The sequence below is a fragment of the Aeromonas sp. DNP9 genome (genome assembly GCF_001728955.1).
In the GTDB taxonomy this organism is placed as follows: Bacteria; Pseudomonadota; Gammaproteobacteria; order Enterobacterales; family Aeromonadaceae; genus Aeromonas; species Aeromonas veronii.
Window position 1 is genome coordinate 25,678 of sequence record NZ_LYSQ01000020.1, and the last position, 19,058, is coordinate 44,735.

Annotated in this window: 18 protein-coding genes; 15 read left to right on the plus strand and 3 right to left on the minus strand. The window is 58.7% G+C overall.

The genetic code is table 11. The features are described from left to right. Positions 1-28 precede the first annotated feature (28 nt). The 8 genes from A9G06_RS14490 to A9G06_RS21590 all read left to right on the plus strand — a co-directional run bounded on the left by A9G06_RS14490 (position 29) and on the right by A9G06_RS21590 (position 9,055). The gene (locus A9G06_RS14490; protein WP_069555678.1) at positions 29-967 is read left to right on the plus strand and encodes a DUF2157 domain-containing protein; all 939 of its coding nucleotides are present in this window, start codon (positions 29-31) and stop codon (positions 965-967) included. Continuing rightward, the gene (locus A9G06_RS14495; RefSeq protein ID WP_069555679.1) at positions 960-1,964 is read left to right on the plus strand and encodes a DUF4401 domain-containing protein; all 1,005 of its coding nucleotides are present in this window, start codon (positions 960-962) and stop codon (positions 1,962-1,964) included. Before A9G06_RS14490 ends, A9G06_RS14495 begins: the two co-directional genes overlap by 8 nt. Beyond that, positions 1,961-2,479 (plus strand): GDYXXLXY domain-containing protein, encoded by a 519-nt coding sequence (locus tag A9G06_RS14500; protein ID WP_069555680.1) that lies wholly within the window; start codon positions 1,961-1,963, stop codon positions 2,477-2,479. The genes A9G06_RS14495 and A9G06_RS14500 overlap by 4 nt, the downstream gene beginning before the upstream one ends. A 71-nt stretch (positions 2,480-2,550) precedes the next feature. Further along, positions 2,551-3,297 (plus strand): ABC transporter substrate-binding protein, encoded by a 747-nt coding sequence (locus A9G06_RS14505; protein ID WP_042083708.1) that lies wholly within the window; start codon positions 2,551-2,553, stop codon positions 3,295-3,297. A gap of 130 nt (positions 3,298-3,427) precedes the next feature. After that, a complete protein-coding gene (locus A9G06_RS14510; RefSeq protein ID WP_069555681.1) occupies positions 3,428-4,174 on the plus strand; it encodes an ABC transporter substrate-binding protein in 747 nt (248 codons plus the stop codon). A 139-nt stretch (positions 4,175-4,313) separates the two neighbouring features. Next, a complete protein-coding gene (locus A9G06_RS14515; RefSeq protein WP_069555682.1) occupies positions 4,314-5,069 on the plus strand; it encodes an ABC transporter substrate-binding protein in 756 nt (251 codons plus the stop codon). 1,227 nt (positions 5,070-6,296) lie between these two features. Further along, positions 6,297-7,319, plus strand: coding sequence for an SIR2 family protein (locus A9G06_RS21585; RefSeq protein WP_083243797.1), 1,023 nt, complete (start codon positions 6,297-6,299; stop codon positions 7,317-7,319). Positions 7,320-7,327: 8 nt separating this feature from the next. Then, positions 7,328-9,055 (plus strand): ATP-binding protein, encoded by a 1,728-nt coding sequence (locus tag A9G06_RS21590; RefSeq protein ID WP_083243798.1) that lies wholly within the window; start codon positions 7,328-7,330, stop codon positions 9,053-9,055. A 568-nt stretch (positions 9,056-9,623) separates the two neighbouring features. Here the strand turns inward: A9G06_RS21590 and cysS are convergent. Next, on the minus strand, positions 9,624-11,000 hold the full coding sequence (gene cysS / locus A9G06_RS14525) for a cysteine--tRNA ligase (RefSeq protein WP_069555684.1): 1,377 nt from the start codon (positions 10,998-11,000) through the stop codon (positions 9,624-9,626). Between the two features lie 212 nt (positions 11,001-11,212). Between cysS and A9G06_RS14530 the strand changes: the two genes are divergently transcribed. The 4 genes from A9G06_RS14530 to A9G06_RS14545 all read left to right on the plus strand — a co-directional run bounded on the left by A9G06_RS14530 (position 11,213) and on the right by A9G06_RS14545 (position 13,700). Further along, positions 11,213-11,710 carry a peptidylprolyl isomerase gene (locus A9G06_RS14530; protein ID WP_005337417.1) on the plus strand — a complete coding sequence of 166 codons (498 nt, stop codon included), beginning with the start codon at positions 11,213-11,215 and terminating at the stop codon, positions 11,708-11,710. Continuing rightward, complete coding sequence (locus A9G06_RS14535; protein ID WP_069555685.1) at positions 11,700-12,497, plus strand: DUF4269 domain-containing protein; 798 nt, start codon at positions 11,700-11,702, stop codon at positions 12,495-12,497. The genes A9G06_RS14530 and A9G06_RS14535 overlap by 11 nt, the downstream gene beginning before the upstream one ends. Then, entirely contained in the window at positions 12,494-13,228 is a 735-nt protein-coding gene (gene lpxH, locus A9G06_RS14540) for a UDP-2,3-diacylglucosamine diphosphatase (protein WP_069555686.1), read from the plus strand. The genes A9G06_RS14535 and lpxH overlap by 4 nt, the downstream gene beginning before the upstream one ends. Before the next feature lie 223 nt (positions 13,229-13,451). Then, complete coding sequence (locus tag A9G06_RS14545; RefSeq protein ID WP_069555687.1) at positions 13,452-13,700, plus strand: GlsB/YeaQ/YmgE family stress response membrane protein; 249 nt, start codon at positions 13,452-13,454, stop codon at positions 13,698-13,700. A 66-nt stretch (positions 13,701-13,766) separates the two neighbouring features. On the opposite strand, the gene A9G06_RS14550 is transcribed toward A9G06_RS14545, so the two are convergent. Both A9G06_RS14550 and tctD read right to left on the minus strand, forming a co-directional pair. Beyond that, positions 13,767-15,170, minus strand: a complete 1,404-nt coding sequence (locus A9G06_RS14550; RefSeq protein ID WP_069555688.1) for a sensor histidine kinase — start codon at positions 15,168-15,170, stop codon at positions 13,767-13,769. After that, entirely contained in the window at positions 15,166-15,840 is a 675-nt protein-coding gene (gene tctD / locus A9G06_RS14555) for a transcriptional regulator TctD (protein WP_069555689.1), read from the minus strand. Before tctD ends, A9G06_RS14550 begins: the two co-directional genes overlap by 5 nt. Before the next feature lie 222 nt (positions 15,841-16,062). Here tctD and A9G06_RS14560 point away from each other — a divergent pair, with 222 nt between their 5' ends. The 3 genes from A9G06_RS14560 to A9G06_RS14570 are packed head-to-tail and all read left to right on the plus strand — an operon-like array spanning position 16,063 to position 19,034. Next, a complete protein-coding gene (locus tag A9G06_RS14560; protein ID WP_042082378.1) occupies positions 16,063-17,049 on the plus strand; it encodes a tripartite tricarboxylate transporter substrate binding protein in 987 nt (328 codons plus the stop codon). A gap of 11 nt (positions 17,050-17,060) precedes the next feature. Beyond that, positions 17,061-17,492: a tripartite tricarboxylate transporter TctB family protein gene (locus tag A9G06_RS14565; RefSeq protein WP_069555690.1), complete on the plus strand. Its 432-nt coding sequence runs from the start codon at positions 17,061-17,063 to the stop codon at positions 17,490-17,492. Between the two features lie 9 nt (positions 17,493-17,501). Next, entirely contained in the window at positions 17,502-19,034 is a 1,533-nt protein-coding gene (locus A9G06_RS14570) for a tripartite tricarboxylate transporter permease (RefSeq protein WP_019445074.1), read from the plus strand. Positions 19,035-19,058 lie beyond the last annotated feature (24 nt).

Sequence of the window (19,058 nt, forward strand, 5' to 3'; positions counted from 1 at the left end):
AATGGGGCAAACCTCGTGGAGTCCCCCCATGCACAACGTATCAAGAGAGACGCTTCTCGAATGGGTCAAACAAGGACGGCTGGCGCCAGAGAAGCTGGCGGACGCCCTGACCCTCGCCGATCTTCCCCCCCATCCGGCGCGCTGGCAGTGGCTGTTTGACCGGCTACTGCTCTGGCTCGGTGCCCTCTGCATCGGGGCTGGCCTCATCTTCTTCGTCGCCTTCAACTGGCAGGAGCTGGGCCGGGTCTCCCGCCTCGCCCTGCTGGAGGCGCCGCTGCTCGCCATGCTGCTTCTGCTGTGGCGCAAGCCGCTGGGGGATACCCCCCGTCAGGCGCTGCTGCTCGCCATCGCCCTCAATATCGGCGCCCTGCTGGCGCTGGTGGGTCAGACCTACCAGACCGGCGCCGATCCCTGGCAGCTGTTCGCCACCTGGGCGCTGATGCTGGTGCCGCTGGCGGCATTTGGCCAAAGCCCCCTGCTCTGGACCTTCAGCTGGCTGCTCGGCCAGCTGGCGCTGGTGCTCTACTGGCGGCTCGGTTTGTTCACCTTCTTCTTTACCTTCGATGAAGAGGGATTGGGCTGGTGCCTTACCCTGCTCAACGCCGCCCTCTGGGGTCTGCTTCTGCTGGCACCTGCCAGCTGGCGCCTGATGCCAAGCTGGCTGGCGGGCCTGGCTGCGGGTCTGGGGGCCACCCTGCTCACCCTGCTGGCGCTCTTCGATGCCGCCTCCCCGCTGGTGTGGCCGCTCTGGCTGGGCTGGCTGGCCGCCGCCTATGCCCTTTGGCACCACAAATTTATCGCCGGACTCGCCATGGGGTGCCTCAGCCTGATTGCCGTCATCCTCGCGGCACTGGGCAAGTGGATGGAGCCCGACATCAACGGCTTCTTGCTGCTGAGCCTGATTGCCATCGGCCTTTCTGTCACCGCCGCCCGCTGGCTGCAACAACAACGGAGGTCTCATGAGTGATCTGACCCTTTGGCACGCGCTGCAACAGGCCAATCTGGTGGAAGGGGAGATGCCCCGTGATACCCAACCCCACTGGTCGAGCCGTTTTATGCTGGGGCTGGTGGGCTGGATTGCCGCCCTGTTCCTGCTCTTTTTCCTGTTTCTCACCTTCGAGCAGCTGACCCGCGAGGCCAACAGCGCCCTGCTGCTTGGCGCCGTGCTACTCGGGGTGGCCTACGCCCTCAATCGCAGCCAAAGCGGCGATCTCTGGGATCAGTTCGTGCTGGCCCTCACCCTGGCGGCCGATGCCTGGCTGCTCTATGGCCTGCTCGATCAGCTGGATCTTCATCACGCCCTGCTCTGGTTTGGGTTGTGCCTGCTGTCGCTCACCATCGCCGTGCTGTTCGATCACTGGCTGGTGCGGCTGTTTCACAGCGTGGCGGCGGCCCTGCTGCTCACTCTTGGCCTTGCCTGCCTAGGGCTGCAACTGCTGGCGCTGCCGCTGGTGATGGCGGCCATCACCTTCTGCTGGCTGCGGGCAGATAGGGATCCAGAGCGCCACCAGCTCTACCACTCCATCACGCTGGGGCTGGCCCTCTCGCTGCTGGTGCTGGGCCGTCTGCACCACCCGCTGTGGGATGGCGGCAGCAGCGTGCTGGACGAGCTGGGGCTGTCCCGCCTGCCGCTCTGGCTCAATCCGCTGATCTGCGCCGCCCTGCTGCTGGCGGTGATGGTGAAACTCAAGCTCCCCCTGCTGTTTGGCCTGCCGCTGGTGCTGATCAGCGCCGTTATCCCTGGCATGGGGGCAGGCGCACTGGTGCTGATCCTCGGCTTCTATGCCGGCAGTCTGGGGCTGATGACACTCTCGGCCCTGCTGCTGCTCGGCTATGGCTCGCTCTATTACTACGATCTGGGGCTCACCCTGATGACCAAATCCTGGCTGCTGCTTGGCTCCGGCATCCTGCTGCTGGTGGCCCGCCAGTTGCTCACCACCTTTGCGGCAAGGAACGACTCATGAAACCCGTCACCCGACAGCTCGCCCTGTTGCTGAGCGGCCTCGCCATCCTGGCGGGCATCAATGCCACCGTCTGGCGCTATGAGTACGCCATGAGCAGCGGCGAAGTGGTGCTGCTGCGGCTCGCTCCGGTCGATCCCCGCTCCCTGATGCAGGGGGATTACATGCGGCTCAACTATGAAATTGCCCTCGAGCTGACCAGCCGCGACGCCCGTACTACTCAAAACAAGGGCAGCAACACCCTGGTGATCCGCCTCGATGCCCATCAGGTGGCCAGTCTGGTGGCCGATGGCAAACCGGATCGGCTCGCCAGTGATGAGCGGCTATTGCTGGTGCACCAGAGCGAGCGGCAGTGGCAGATTGGCCCCGATGCCTACTTCTTTGAAGAGGGCACGGGGGAGCAGTACGAAATGGCCCGCTACGGCGAGTTCCGGTTGCAAGCAGATGGCAAGACCCTGCTGGTGGGGCTGCGGGATGAGGCCTACCAGCCCATCGGGCAGATCCGCGCCCGCTGGTAACGGCAGTGAGTGGCTATTTACTCTGTTCATGGTCACACTCAAGGGAAGGTTGATCGCTAAGGATGTTCCCAATGAGGATATGGCTGATCTGTCATCTGTTGCTGCTCTGCTGGGCCTCGACGGCCCGGGCTGATCTGGGCAAGCTCGAGTACCTCACCGAAGAGTACCCCCCCTACAACTACAGCGATCCGCAAGGCCAGCCCACCGGCCTTGCGGTCGATCTGCTGCAGATGATCTGGCAACACAGCGGCGTGACGCCCCAGCCGGTGCGCATCCTGCCCTGGGCGCGAGGTTATTACTTGCTAACCCAGAAGCCCAACGTGGTGCTCTTCTCCACCGCCCGCACCCAGGCGCGGGAGGATCTCTTCAAGTGGGTCTGCCCCATCGGCTACTCGGAGTACATACTGCTGGGCCGCAAAGCGCAGAACATCACCCTGACCGCCTTCGAACAGATGAGCCAATACAAGATCAGCGCGGTGCGCTCGGATGCCGCCGAGCAGCTGCTGCTCAACAACGGCATGGATGACAACAACATCATCCCGGCCAACCGCCTGTCGCAGGGGTTGAAGATGCTGCTCTCCGGCCGCGCCGACCTGCTCGCCACCAGCAAGCTGGCGGGATATGACGCCATCCGCGAACTGAAGCTGAGCAGCGACGACTTCAACGTGGCCATGGTGCTGAGCGCAGAGCAGCTCTGCTACGCCTTCAGCCGTCAGGTGCCAGACAGCGAGATCACCCTCTTTCAGCAGGGCCTGACCCGCGCCCTCGCCTCGGAAGAGTTTCGCAAATTGCAGGCCAAATACCTGCCGGTGCGCTGAGCACTCACTCACCCGCTGGGCAGCAGTTCGCTGCCCATTTTATTGATGAAAGATGCAATAGAGGTGGCTAGCTATTCCCGCCGCAAGCAGTCAAACTGGGCTACATAGTTGATTGTGAAGGATCTTTCCCGTGCGGACATGGCACCTACCTCATCTGCTACTGCTCTTGTGGGCCACCTTCGCGCAGGCCGACCCGGGCAAACTCGAGTATCTGAGCGAAATCTCTCCCCCGTTTAATTTCAGCGACCAGCAAGGGATGCCAACCGGATTGTCGGTAGAGCTGATGCAGCTTATCTGGAAAGCGCGGGGCGTGTCGCCACAGCCAATCCGCATTCTGCCCTGGGCCCGGGGCTACAACCTGCTGCAACAAAAACCCAATGTGGTGCTGTTTGCCACCGCCCGAACCCCGCAGCGGGAAGCGCTTTTCAAGTGGGCCTGCCCCATCGATCACTCGGAGTTTGTGCTGCTGGGGCGCAAGGCGGACAACATCACCCTCGGCTCGGAGGCCGAGATCAGCCGCTACAAGGTCGGCGTGGTGCGCTCCACCGTCTCCAAACAGCTGCTGCTCGAGCGCGGTATCGATGAGCGCCAGCTGATGCTGGCCAACCGCCTCACCCAGGCGGCCAAAATGCTCACCTCAGGTCGTGCCGATCTGTTTGCGACCAACAAGCTGGTGGGCTATCAAACCCTGCAGCAGCTCGGCTTCAAGCCGGATGACTTTCATGTCGCCTTCGTGCTGGATGCCAGACCGCTCTGCTATGCCTTCAGCCGTCAGGTGCCCGACAGCGAGGTCGCCCTCTTTCAGCAGGCGCTGACCCATGTCGTCGCCTCAGCGGATTTCTCGGCCCTGCAAGCCAAATACCTGCCGCTGCGCTAACGCCCTGATCGCCGCCGACATAGGGCGCGGGATGGGACTGTGCACCCGCGCTTTTTTGCCAAACATGCTCCGTCGCCTTGGCGAAATCGGCCAGCTTGGTCACACTTGAGCAGATATTCCCTTGATCAGGATGGCAAAAATGAAACCATGGATTGGATTGGCCGGGGCGCTGCTGGCCACCCTCGCACAGGCGAGTCCTGAGCTCGGCAAACTGCACTACATCACCGAAGAGTACAAACCCTACAACTACGCCGATGCCAGCGGCGCCCCCACCGGCCTCGCGGTCGAGCTGCTGCAACTGGTGTGGAAAAAGACCAACACGCCGGCGCAGCCCATCACCATCATGCCGTGGGCGCGCGGTTACTACCTGCTGACCCAAAAGCCCAATGCTGTGCTCTTCTCCACAGCTCGTACCCAGGCGCGAGACCCCCTGTTCAAGTGGGCCTGCCCCATCGGGTATGCCGAGATCGTGCTGGTGGGGCTGGCCGATCGCAATATCACCATCACCAAGCTCGACGATGCCAAGACGTTCAATATCGGGGCGGTGCGAGCCGATGTGGGGGAGCAACTGCTGCTCAACAACGGCTTTGACGAAACCAAACTGATGGCCGCCAACCGGCTGGCACAGGCGCTCAAGATGCTCACCTCCGGCCGGGTCGATCTGGTCTCCACCAACAAGACCACCATGGAGCAGCTGATCGTCGAACAAAAACTCGATCCCGCCCGCTTCAAGGAGCAATGGGTTCTGAGCTCGGAGCAGTTCTGCTTCGCCTTCAGCCATCCGGTGAGCGACGAGCTGGTCAAGGAGTTCCAGACCGGCTTGACCCAGGTGCTGGCGAGCAGCGAATACCCGCTGCTGCACAGCAAATACTTCCCTACCCCCGCAGCCAAATAGCGGCGTCGAGCGCCAACAACAAGGGGCCCACCGCGGGCCCCTTCGCTTTGCTCCGTTTGCGCTTCACTCTTTTTTTACCGTTTGCACGCCTCTCGCGGCGTCACCCCACCGCCCTGCCACTGCCAAGCCCCGACAACCAACAACTAATCGCTAATTAATAAAAGTTTGTGCCAGCGCAAAAAATCACTCTTTTCTGATAGTTAGCTCATCAAAACCATAGATAAGACCACTCTGGCTCCGTAATATGGCAACGGGCGTCTGTTGACCCCTTTTCCGAGATCAATGGTCAACGGCGCAATCTGGTAGCGAGAGTCAGGGGCGGTAGCGACTTTAGCGTAGGGTCGAGTAGGGTCGATTAGCGAAGCGTAATCGTCCGCGGTAACCATCCCCTCTCCCCTTGCGGGAGAGGGTTAGGGTGAGGGGGTCGGTAACGTCTTTGCCCTGCAACAGGGTATTGGCATGGCTTCGCCAGTAGGGTCGATTAGCGAAGCGTAATCGTCCACGGTCGCTGTTCCCTCTCCCCTTGCGGGAGAGGGCTAGGGTGAGGGGTCACTAGCCTGATGGGCATGGCTTCGCCATGCAGGACACGAGGACTCCGTCCTCGACGGGGTTTCGCCGCCGCTGCGCGGCTTGGCGAGTGACTTTTCTTTGCGTGGCCAAAGAAAAGTCACCAAAAGAAAGGCCACCCCCACTTGTTCGCCCTCCTACGTCGGGTTCCCTCGGTTCAGGCAAAAGGTCTGGCGGAACGACGCAGACGGTACATCCCTGTACCGCCTGCGTCTGCGCCGTCGTCCATGACGGCGCTCCTGACCTTGTGCCCTCACCTCGGCGAACAACAGGGGGCAACTCCCAACCCGCAGTGCCGAGGCCGGTTAACAGGCGTAGGGTGCAATAAGCGCAGCGCATTGCACCACGGTAACAGCCCCCAGCCTATTCGGGGCAAAGATCGGGCGGGTTGTTAGCTCACAGCCAACACCTCCCCCACCCCATGGCGAGATCAGATTGCCGCCCCTATGTAACAGGTATCATCGACATGGTTGCATAAGTGAAAAAATCATTGTGAGTACAGCAGCAAGCTGTACATATCCCTATCGGGGAATGGTTTTATTTTGAAGGTCAGATGTTGAGTATTTATCTGTGAGACAGCTCGGTCATATTATAATTCAGTAACTTACCTAGCGATAATAATCTAGAAAATTAATTTAAAACAATAAACAAGGTCTAACAATGGGCGATAATATATTAGATGTCATTTCAAAACAGGCGCAGGAATATTATAAAACGACCCCTGTAATTATTCTAGGCAGTGGTGCATCTGCTGCATATGGTATGGCTGGCATGTGGGAGTTATCTCAGCATTTAATTAAGACAGTCCCAAAGAGTGATTTATCGCCTGCTGAATTATTAGCATGGGAGGCTTTTTGTAAACTATTAAACGAGGGTACTGATCTTGAAAGTGCATTACATCAGATTACGTTATCTGATGCATTAACCAAAAAAGTAGTTTTAGCTACATGGTCACTTCTCGTGCCACAAGATTTAGCTATCTTCGAAGAATCGCTTAATAATACAAGTCTATTTCCACTAGGCAAGCTATTGAAGCACATGCTGAGAAGTACAATACCACAGATAAATATAATCACACCTAATTATGATCGACTTGCAGAGTATGCCTGCGAACAAGAACATCTTCACCACTATACTGGCTTCTCACATGGCTATCGTGGAAGCTTAGTTAAAAAAGATTATCTAAAGTGCACAAGGCAAGTGAACATATGGAAAGTTCATGGTTCTCTCGGATGGTTTACTAATCATAGTCAAGTTATATGTGCCCTAACTAATGTGAAAGAGATTCCGGATGGCTTGACTCCATTAATTGTTACACCCGGTATAGAAAAGTATAGAAGCACACACAAAGAACCATATAAAACAACAATCCACGAGGCAGATGACATCATAGACCAAGCATCTTCCTACTTATGTATTGGCTTTGGATTTAATGACATACATATTCAGGAAAAATTAATAAATAGATGCTCTAAAAACGATGCATCAATTATTGTAGTCACATATAAATTATCTGATCAGGCAAAGAGATTCTTATTTGAAGGAAATTGTGGACGATACTTAGCCATAGAATCAAGTGATGACAATATTAACAGCAAAGTGTTCAGTTCAGAGCTTAAAGAACCAGTAGTAATTGATGGTGATTTCTGGTCTCTGGGTGGTTTCATTAAATTAATTATGTAGGAGTTTCAATGACTATTTTTAACTTCTCTGATAGTGATGCCTTGGGTAAGGTATCTTCCGTAGATACGTCAACTGTGATAATTGACATTGACGATTGCGAAAAATTAAAAAGACTACAGGTTAATAGGTTAGCCGTCTTACAAAGCAGTAAGCCAGGGCAGCACCTTATAGGCCTTATTAGCCAAGTAACTAGGAAAAAATTAATTACAAACCATGATGAAAGCGAAGATGAGCCTAACGAACAAAACCTTTGTAAGGTTGCACTAATTGGTTCATTACTAGACGCTGAAGGCGTTAAAAGAAATGTATTCCGAAGGACTCTGGAAAGCGTTCCTGAAATTGATGCAAATTGCTTTGCTCTTGAGGGTGAGCACTTAACTGCATTCATGCGAGTTATTTCCCATGCCGAAGTTGATGGGAATTCTTTAGTTTTAGGAAAATATACTCTAGATGAACATGCTGTAGCCTTACTTAATGGAAATAAATTTTTCCAACGCCATGCTTTCATAGGTGGTAGTACGGGAGCAGGAAAGTCTTGGACAACTGCAAAAATAATCGAGCAAGTTGCTGAATTAAAAAGTGCAAACGCAATAATTTTTGATTTGCATGGTGAATACTCGCCGCTAAAACACAATGGGATAAAGCATTATAAAATTGCAGGACCAAGTGATGTAGATTCAGGGAAAACTATATCTGATGGGGCTATATATCTACCATATTGGCTCCTGTCTTACGAAGCACTGGTATCATTATTCGTTGACAGGAGTGACCAGAATGCGCCGAACCAAGCAATGATAATATCAAGGGAAATAAATGCTGCAAAGGCAAGGTATTTAAAAGCTGGCGATTACAACGATGTATTAAACAATTTTACAATCGATAGCCCAGTTCCATTTGATCTTTCATCATTACTTGATAGCCTTAATGAAATTAACGTTGAGCAAGTTGAAGGAGCAAGAGCAGGAACCACTAAAGCAGGTGAGTTTAATGGAAAGTTAAGCCGAATGATCTCTAGGTTAGAGAACAAAACCTCTGATAGACGGTTAGGGTTCCTCTTCCAAGGAAATTCCGACACACTGCAATTCAATTATCTTGAACGATTGGCTACATGCTTATTAGGGAGCACTGTAGAAAATGGGCATGGCGGAGTTAAAATCATTGATTTCTCTGAAGTCCCATCTGACGTCCTACCGCTAATAGTATCATTAGTAGCAAGGTTAGCATTTTCCATTCAGCAATGGACCTCGTCAGAAAAAAGACATCCAATAGCGTTAATGTGCGATGAGGCTCACCTATATATACCGAATAGAAACATTGCTGACTCTGCGGATGAAATATCCATTAAAATATTTGAGCGAATTGCAAAAGAAGGAAGAAAGTATGGACTAAGCCTTGTCGTAATTAGCCAACGACCATCAGAAGTAAACAAAACAATTCTTAGTCAATGTAGTAATTTCGTAGCAATGCGACTAACGAATTCAGATGATCAGTCTGTAATTAGAAAGTTACTTCCTGATAGTCTCGGTGGATTTAGTGATATTTTGCCTACATTAGATACTGGTGAGGCTTTAGTTGTCGGTGATGCGAGCTTGTTACCTAGCCGAATTCGCATAGATGAACCTATTAACAAACCGAATAGTGGTACAATAGCATTTTGGCAAGAATGGCAAAAAGATGTTTCCCCTTCACGCCTCGAAACTGCAGTTGATAACTGGCGTAAACAGAAATTAAATTAATTTCTGTCATCCAACCACTAAAAACCGCAGCCTTGAGCTGCGGTTTTCATTTCTATTTTCAAAACACTCTTTGGCCCCAATTAGAGAATATTTAGCCAACCCCTTGCACAGCACTCCCCTTTCAGCGGAAAAGGCGGTCAACATGCACGCTAAAGCCACGGGCGGGCACGGTATTGGTTCCCCCTGCAAACCGCCGAGTCGAGTTCAACGGGTCAGGAGCGCCATCAGGGATGATGGCGCAGCCGCAGTCGGCACAGGGATGTGCCGTCTGCGGCGCTCCGTCCGACCCGTTGGACGAGACGAGGGAACCCGCGAAGCGGGCGGTTTGCCGGGGGAGAAGACTTTTGGTGACTTTGGGTCTTTCCAAAGTCACTCGCCCCAGCCCGAAGGGCGGGCGAAATCCCTTCGAGGGCCGTGCCCTCGCGTCCTGCATGGCGAAGCCATGCCAATCAGGAGAGAGGGAAAGTGTCAGCCCTCCGGCAGACCACAAAAAAACCGCAGCCCAAGGGCTGCGGTTTTTTTATTGGCTCAACCTGTTGGCACCAGACGCCAACAAGGCACACCGGCCTTAGGCACGGCGCCAGCTGGTCTTGCCGGCGCTGTCTTCCAGCACGATACCCATCTCGGTGAGACGGTTGCGGGCGGCATCGGCGGCAGCCCAGTTCTTGTCGGCACGGGCCTGATTGCGCTCGGCGATCAGGCGCTCGATCTCGGCAACCTCTTCGTCCGCTTCGTCACCCTTGAGGAAAGACTCGGGGTCTTGCTGCAGGATGCCGAGCACGGCGCCCAGCTCGCGCAGACGGGCGCCCAGCGCGGCGGCAACGGCCATGTCTTCACCCTTCTGGCGGTTGATCTCGCGCACCAGATCGAACAGGGCGGAGTAGGCTTCCGGGGTGTTGAAGTCGTCGTCCATCGCCTCTTTAAAGCGAGCCACCTGCTCGTCACCACCGGCAGCAGCGGCCACCGGCAGATCGCGCAGGGCGGTGTACATCCGCTCCAGCGCGGCGCGGGCTTGCTTCAAGTTATCTTCCGAGTAGTTGAGCTGGCTGCGGTAGTGGCCAGACATCAGGAAGTAACGGACAGTTTCGGCGTCGTAGTGAGCCAGCACATCGCGGATGGTGAAGAAGTTGCCAAGGGATTTGGACATCTTCTCTTTATCCACCATCACCATGCCGCTGTGCATCCAGGTGTTGACGTAGTCGCCACCGTGGGCGCAGCAGGACTGGGCGATCTCGTTCTCGTGGTGCGGGAACTGCAGATCGGAGCCGCCGCCGTGGATGTCGAAGTGGTTGCCAAGGTGCTTGGAGTTCATGGCGGAGCACTCGATGTGCCAGCCAGGACGGCCCGGACCCCAGGGGCTTTCCCAGGTCGGCTCGCCCGGCTTGGACATCTTCCACAGCACGAAGTCCAAGGGGTTGCGCTTGGCATCGACCACGTCAACGCGGGCACCGGCTTGCAGCTGCTCCAGATCCTGGCCGGAGAGCTTGCCGTAGTCGGCGTAGGATTCGACGATAAACATCACATCGCCGTTGTCCGCCACGTAGGCGTGCTCTTTATCCAGCAGGGATTGCACCAGCTCGATGATCTCTTCGATGTGCTGGGTGGCGCGCGGTTCGATATCCGGGCGCACCATGCCGAGGGCGTCGAAGTCGGCGTGCATGTCGCCGATCAGACGCTCGGTCAGCTCGTCGCAGGTCACTTGGGTCTCGGCGGCACGCTTGATGATCTTGTCATCCACGTCGGTGATGTTGCGCACGTAGGTGAGGTCGTAACCGGCGTAACGCAGGTAGCGGGCGACCACATCAAAGGCGACGAAGGTGCGGCCGTGGCCGATATGACAGTGATCGTAGATGGTGACACCACACACATACATGCCCACCTTGCCCGGGTGGATAGGTTTGAATTCTTCTTTTTGACGAGTGAGTGTGTTGTATATCTTCAGCATCTTCTAACCACTGCCTGTGAGTAAAATGGTTGGTCATGATACCCCGTTCAGGGGCAGAAAACGAGGCAGAAAAGCGGGCCAATCCCGTCTGCCAGCACGGTTACGGCGCCAGAGAGACTATGCCGCCAGCCCCTGATGGGCTAGAATTGCCACCACTTTATGCCATACACCTGCGGGCACTTCGTCGCCCGCATCAAATGAAAGGACATATCATGGTCACTCTGCACACCAATCACGGCGACATCACCCTCACCCTGAATGCTGAAAAAGCCCCGGAAACCGTGGCCAACTTCCTGCAATACTGCCGTGACGGTCACTACGACAACACCATCTTCCACCGCGTTATCGACGGCTTCATGATCCAGGGCGGCGGCTATGCCCCGGGCTTTGAAGAGAAAGACACCCGCGCTCCCATCAAGAACGAAGCGGCCAACGGTCTGTCCAACAAGATCGGCACCATCGCCATGGCCCGCACCATGGAGCCGCACTCTGCCAGCGCCCAGTTCTTCATCAACGTGAACAACAACGACTTCCTCGACTTCAAATCCGCTACCACTCAGGGCTTCGGCTACTGCGTATTCGGTGAAGTGACCGCCGGCATGGACGTGGTCAACAAGATCAAGGGCGTCAAGACCGGTAACTACGGCCGCATCCACCAGGACGTGCCGGTAGAAGACGTAGTGATCACCAAGGTGACCCTTGCTGACTGATCTCTGCCGACTCGGCACTGACAAAACTGCGGCCCCGGCCGCAGTTTTTCCATCTGCCTCCCCCACTGCCAGTCCGAACTGGCGCCGCCTCGACTATCTGGCCCACGGCAACCCGCGCCAGCGCTCGGCCCATGCCCTGCTCACCGCCGGTGTGTGGGATGAGCTGGCCGCGCAGTGCAGCGATCTGGCGCTGGTGAGCACGCTCGCCATCGGCCTCGATCGGCCGGGCAGTGATCTCGATACCCTCTGCCAGCATGCTGATCCGGCCGAGTTTGCCGCTACTTTTGCAGAGCAAGGCTGGCAGGCGAGCCACAAGGGCGACAATATCTGGCTGCTGGAGCGCACCTTTGCCTGCCTCGACCAGAGCTGTGCTAATAGCGGTTCTGACAAGAGCGATGCTTGCTGGCCGCTGGAGCTCTATGTCACCCCCGCCCCCATCGAGACGCTGAACGGCTGGCGCCACCTCACCCTGATGGCCGCGTTGCTCGAGCGGTTTGGCGATGCTTTCTATCAGGAGGTCTTGCACCTGCGCCTTGAAGAGGGACTAAAAGGGGAAGCGGCCATGTGCCGGTTGCTGGGGCTGGCGGGCGATCCTTATGCAGCGCTGCTGACGCTGGAGGAACGAAATCTGGCCGAGCTGTCATGGCAGCCGCCATCCCGTGACGATATCCATACCTTAACTGGCGCGATGGCACCCGCAGCGCACTGTTCGTCCCCTGTTGTTTCTACTACCTCTGCCACCCCTGTTTGCCCTGTTTCGACCGAGAGCCCGACCCCCACATCATGAGCACCCTTTTTATCAGTGACATTCACCTCTCTGCCCAGCGGCCCGATATGACCGCGGCATTGGTGCGCTTTCTCGAGCACGACGCCCCCGGCGCCGATGCCCTCTATGTGCTGGGGGATCTCTTCGAGTTCTGGATTGGCGATGATGACCCCAATCCGCTCCATCAACAGATGGCCGATGCCTTCTTGGCCCTGAGCCAGCAGAACGTGCCCATCTACTTTATCCACGGCAACCGCGACTTTCTGCTGGGGCAGCAGTTCGCCAAGCGCGCGGGGATGACATTGCTGGGTGACCCTTGCGTTATCGACCTCTATGGGGAGCGGGTAGTGCTGAGCCACGGCGATCTGCTCTGCACCCTGGATGAGGGGTATCAGAAGTTTCGCCGCATCACCCAGCTCAAGTGGCTGCGCTGGCTCTTTTTGCGGCTGCCGCTTGCCCGCCGTCAGGCCATCGCCTGCAAGATGCGCGGCCAAAGCCAGATGGAGAACGCCTACAAGAGCCAGATCATCATGGATGTAACGCCCGCGGCGGTGGACGACACCCTGCGCGCCCACGACTGCCGGATGATGATCCACGGCCACACCCACAGACCCGCCATCCACGACTTCACCCTTGATGGCCATCCGGCGCGGCGCATCGTGCTGGGGGACTGGTTCGAGCAAGGCTCGGTGCTGGTCTGCCGCCCCGGCGAGCAGCGGCTGGAAATGCGGGCGCTGGCAGCCGCACGCTGACAGCAGGTTCACAAGGAATCAATAAAGAGAGGGGCGCGTCAGCAGTGACGCGCCCCTTGTTCATGGGCAAAACAGGCGCTTGGCTCAAAGAGGCGCGGCCGTCACCGTATCCCCTGCGTCATAACAAGTCCGACAGCTTGTGACCAGCCAGCACCGTCTGGCCCTTCGCATCCCGGCATCCCTGCCTATAATGCGGGCTCAAACACACAGAGAGGATTAATCCATGGGCTTTATCACCTGGATCGTATTGGGATTGTTGGTGGGTATTCTGGCGAAGTGGATCATGCCGGGCCGCGATGGCGGTGGCTTCTTCATGACCGCCCTGCTGGGGATTGTCGGCGCCATGGTTGGCGGCTATGTGGGTACCCTGCTGGGGCTAGGCTCAGTGACCGGTTTCAATATCCCGAGCATCGCGCTGGCGACCGTGGGTGCCCTTATCGTCCTGTTTATCTTCAACAAGATCCGCAGCTGACCCCCAACGCCATCTATGTGTAGATAAACAGGGCACCGCGAGGTGCCCTCTCTTTTTTTATCGCCCTCACGATGTTGCCAGCGGCAAGACCAGCCTCACCAGCAAGCCCCCCAGCTGGGTGGCCGGCAGCAACACCACTTCGCCGTGGTGGTAGTGGGCGATATCGCGTACCAGCGCCAGACCCAGCCCCGCTCCCGGCTGTTCACTCCCCTGCTCGAGGCGCTGGAACGGCTGCCAGACTCGCTCCGCCAGCTCGGGGGCGATGCCGGGGCCGCTATCCTCCACCTCCAGCCAGATCTGCCCGTTGCTTCGCACCACCCGCGCCGTCACGGTGCCGTGGGGCGGGGTGTATTTGATGGCGTTGTCGAGCAGGTTGGCACACAGCTCTCCCAGCAGCAGCGGCTCCCCCGCCACCATGATGGCGGACTCCTCCCCCTCGTAACCGAGATCGATCCCCTTGCTGCGCGCCTGCGCCAACCGTGACAGACAGGCCTGCTGCACCAACGCCGTCAACTCCATGGGTTCACGCTGACGCAGCCCGGAGCACTCGTCCGATTTGAGCCGGGCCAACAGCAGGAGCCGCTCGGTCAGGGCGATGGTGTGATCTAGCCGCACGGCCATAGCATCGAGGCTTTCGCTCATCAGGGCCGAGTCGCCACTGCTGCGCGCCACTTCCACCTGGGTTTTCAGGATGGTGAGCGGGGTGCGCAGCTGATGGGCGGCATCGGCGCTAAAGCGCTCCTGCCGAGCCACCAGCTGGCGCAATCGGGCCAGCTGGCGGTTGAACGCCTGCACCAGCGGCCGGGTCTCCTGCCAGGGGAGCAAATCCGGCAAGGGAGCGAGATTGGCGGCATCGCGGCGCAGGATCTCCCGCGACAGGCGCCGCATCGGGGTGAGCAGCCGTTTGAGCAACAGATAAGCGAGCAGCAGAGTGAGCACCACCAGCGCCCCCTGGGTCAGCACAGCCGACCAGAGCAGCTGCTCCGCCAGTTGCTGGCGGCCGAGCAGAGTTTCCGCCACCGTGATGCGGGCCATGCCGTTGACGCCACCCTCGCCTACCGGTTGCAGCAGCATCACGGCGCGGATCGGCGCCTCCTGATAAAGCCCGTCGTAGAAGTAGGCGAGCGCCGGATAGCGGTCGGTCAGGGGCGTACCGTCCGGCATGGGGGGCAGGTCGTCAAAGCCGGATATGACCCTATCGTCGATGCCGCGCACCTGATAGAAGAGGCGATCGCGCATGTTGCGCTCGAAGCTGTCGAGCACCACGTAGGGCACATCCACCCTGAGGCTGTCCTCGGCTGCCGTCAGCCGTTCGGCGACGGTACGGGCCGAGGCGAGCAGGGTGCGATCATAGGCCGAGGTGGCCGCCGCCAGTGCGCCGTAGTAGCTATACCAAGCCGAGGCGGCCCAGAGGATCAGCAGTGGGCCCCCCAGAAACAGCAGCAGTTGATGGAGCAGGGAGCGACTAATGGGAGGCCTCCGGCGCCGCTTCCAGCAGATAGCCCAGCCCGCGCAGGGTGGTGATCACCACCCCGCTGCCCACCAGCTTTTTGCGCAGCCGGTGGATATAGAGATCGATGCTGTCGAGCCCTACCTCGTCATCGAGGTTGAACACCTGCTCGAACAGCTGCCCCTTGGCGACCGGCCGCCCGTGGCGGTACATCAGCGCAGTCAGCAGCGCCAGTTCGCGCGGAGTCAGGGCAAGGCGGGCATCGGCCAGCAGAAAATAGCCGTCGGGGTGCAGGGTCAGGCGACCCAGCCGCAGCTCGGCACCACCGCTTTCGCTGCGCCGCAGCAGGGCCCGCAGCCGGGCATCCAGCTCCCCCAGATCGAACGGCTTGGCCAGATAGTCATCGGCTCCGGCATTGAGACCGCAGATCCGCTCCTCCACTGCGCCGCGGGCGGTGAGCAGCAGCACCGGCACCCCCTGCCCCCTACTGCGCAATCGGCCGAGTACCGCCAGCCCGTCGAGCTTGGGCATCTCGATATCGAGCACCGCCAGCGCGTACTGTTCGTGGCGCAGCAGGTGGTCAGCCTGAGCCCCGTCAGCCACCCAATCCACCGCGAAACCGGCGGTGGTGAGTGCCCGCGACAGCCAGTGGGCCAGTTCGTGATTATCTTCTGCCAACAGCAAGCGCATCCCTCTCCCCTTGTTCCTAACCACGGCATTCAGCCGCACTGCTTCAACTGCATCCCTTCATCACTGCCAGTGCAGGAGAAGGTGAGATCAGGGTCACACTCCCGGCTCTTGGTCAGTGATTGAAAGGTGAATGAAAGGTTGTTGTTTTAACAATTTCGCATCACTTCGTCTATCGACGGAGTCACACCCAGGAAAAACAACGACAAGATGGAGCACACAACCATGAAGCAACGCACACGTCATGCCCTCGCCCTGTTGACCCTGCTCGGCGCCCTGCCACTGCAAGCGGCCGAAAGTGCCGCGACTCCAAGCCGTACCGAATGCATCGCACCGGCCAAACCGGGTGGTGGTTTCGATCTCACCTGCAAGCTGCTGCAGGTGAGCCTGCAGGAGACCGGCACCATCGACAAGCCGATGCGGGTCACCTACATGCCGGGCGGGGTCGGCGCCGTGGCCTACAACGCCATCGTGGCCCAGCGCCCTGCCGAGGCGGGGACTGTGGTCGCCTTCTCCGGTGGCTCCCTGCTCAACCTCTCACAGGGCAAATTTGGCCGTTACGGGGTGGACGATGTGCGCTGGCTGGCGGCGGTGGGCACCGATTACGGCATGATTGCGGTGCGCCACGATGCCCCCTATCAGAATCTCAAGGAGCTGGTGAGCGCCATGGAGCGCGATCCCAACAGCGTGGTGATCGGCGCGGGTGCCTCCATCGGCAGTCAGGACTGGATGAAGACGGCGCTGCTGGCCAAACAGGCCGGGGTTGACCCCCACAAAATGCGCTACGTCGCCTTTGAAGGGGGCGGCGAGCCGGTCACCGCGCTGCTTGGCAACCATGTGCAGGCGGTCTCCGGCGATCTGAGCGAGATGGTGCCCTATATCGGTGGCGACAAACTGCGGGTGCTGGCGGTGTTCTCTGCCGAGCGGCTGCCCGGCAAGCTGGCAACCATCCCCACCGCCAAGGAGCAGGGTTATGACCTGGTGTGGCCGGTGATCCGCGGCTTCTATGTCGGCCCCAAAGTGAGCGACAGCGAATACCAGTGGTGGAAGCAGACCTTCGATCAGCTGGTGAAGACCGACACCTTCAAGGCGCAGCGGGATCTGCGCGGCCTGTTCGAGTTTGACCTCACCGGCGAGGCGCTCGACAGCTACGTCAAGGAGCAGGTGGCGCAATATCGCGAGCAGGCCAAAGCCTTCGGTCTGGCCAAATAGGAGCCGCAGCCATGAGCGATCGCATCTTCGCCGCCATCTGGCTGCTGCTCTGTCTGGCAGGTGCCGCTATCGCCTGGCAGATCCAGAGCGAATACAGCTATGAGCCGCTAGGGCCACGTCCCTTCCCGCTCGGCATCATCGGCCTGATGGCGCTCTGCGCCCTGTTGCTGCTGCGCCGCCAGCCGGACACCGTCAGCTGGCCGCCGCTGCGTACCCTGCGCCACCTCGCCATCATGGTGGTGGCGCTGGCCGGGTACGGTGCCAGCTTCGAGTGGCTGGGATTCCCACTGGCTACCGCCCTGCTCACCTTTGTACTGGGGCGCCTGTTTGGCGCCTCGGCCAAAGCCGCCCTGCTCTCCGGCGTTGTCGGCGGTCTGGTGCTCTATCTCGCCTTCGACCGGCTGCTGGATGTCACCCTGCCCCTCGGCGTCTGGTTCTCTTAAGGAGTCAATATGGATACCTGGATGTACCTCTCCCAGGGCTTTGCGGTGGCACTCACCCCGGAAAATCTGGTGATCGCCCTGATCGGCTGCTTTGTCGGCACCGTGGTCGGCCTGCTGCCGGGCCTTGGCCCCATCAACGGGGTCGCCATCCTGTTGCCGCTGGCTTTTGCCCTCAAGCTGCCCCCCGAATCGGCGCTCATTCTGCTCGCCACCGTCTACATAGGTTGCGAGTATGGCGGGCGGATCTCCTCGATCCTGCTCAACGTGCCGGGAGATGCCGCCGCCATCATGACCGCGCTGGATGGCTACCCCATGGCCCAGCAGGGCAAGGCGGGAGTGGCCCTCTCCATCTCGGCGGTCAGCTCCTTTGTCGGCTCCATGCTCGCCATCGGGGGGATAATCCTGTTCGCCCCGGCGCTGGCACGCTGGTCACTGGCCTTCGGCCCGGCGGAGTATTTCGCCCTGATGGTGTTCGCCATCGCCTGCCTTGGCAGCATGATGAGCCAGAACCCGCTCAAGTCCTTTATGGCGGCACTGATCGGACTGGGGCTCGCCACCGTCGGGGTGGATGCCAACACCGGCGTCTATCGCTTCACCTTCGACAGCGTTCACCTCTCGGACGGGGTACAGTTTATCGTGGTGGTGATCGGCCTCTTCTCGGTGAGCGAGATCCTGCTGATGCTCGAGCACACCAGTGGCGGCGGCAAGCTGGTGCGCACCACCGGACGGATGCTGTTCAACTTCAAGGAGCTGGTCCATTGCACCGGTACCATGCTGCGCTCTTCCACCATCGGCTTTTTCGTCGGCATTCTGCCCGGCGCCGGTGCCACCATCGCCAGTGCCATCACCTACATGACCGAGAAGCGACTGGCGGGGCCGAATGCCAAATTCGGCGAAGGGGACATTCGCGGCGTGGCTGCACCGGAGGCGGCCAACAACGCCTCCGCCTGCGGCTCCTTTATCCCCATGCTGACCCTGGGGGTGCCGGGTTCGGGCACCACAGCGGTGATGATGGGGGCGCTGACCCTCTATAACATCACTCCGGGCCCCACCATGTTCACCGAACAGCCCGATGTGGTGTGGGGACTGATCGCCGCCCTCTTGCTGGCCAACGTCATGCTGCTGGTGATGAACATCCCCATGGTAGGGCTCTTTACCCGCATGCTCTCCATCCCGCTCTGGTTTTTGGTGCCCGCCATCGCCAGCGTCTCGGCGGTGGGAGTCTATGCGGTGCACAGCACCACCTTCGACCTGCTGCTGATGGTGGCCCTCGGGGTATTTGGCTACCTGCTGCGCAAGATGCACTTCCCCATGTCACCGCTCATTCTGGGATTCGTACTCGGTGAAATGCTGGAGCAGAACCTGCGCCGCGCCCTATCCATCAGCAATGGCGACACCGCCATCCTGTGGAGCAGCGGCATCAGCCAGACCCTGCTGGTACTGGCCATTGCAGTGATCACCCTGCCCCCGCTGGTACGCCTGCTGCGCCGCCGCAAAGCCGATCCGCTGATCCCGGACGCCCGCCCGGAGCAGGGCGCCTGATCCCCTCTGAACAGAAAGAGGCAC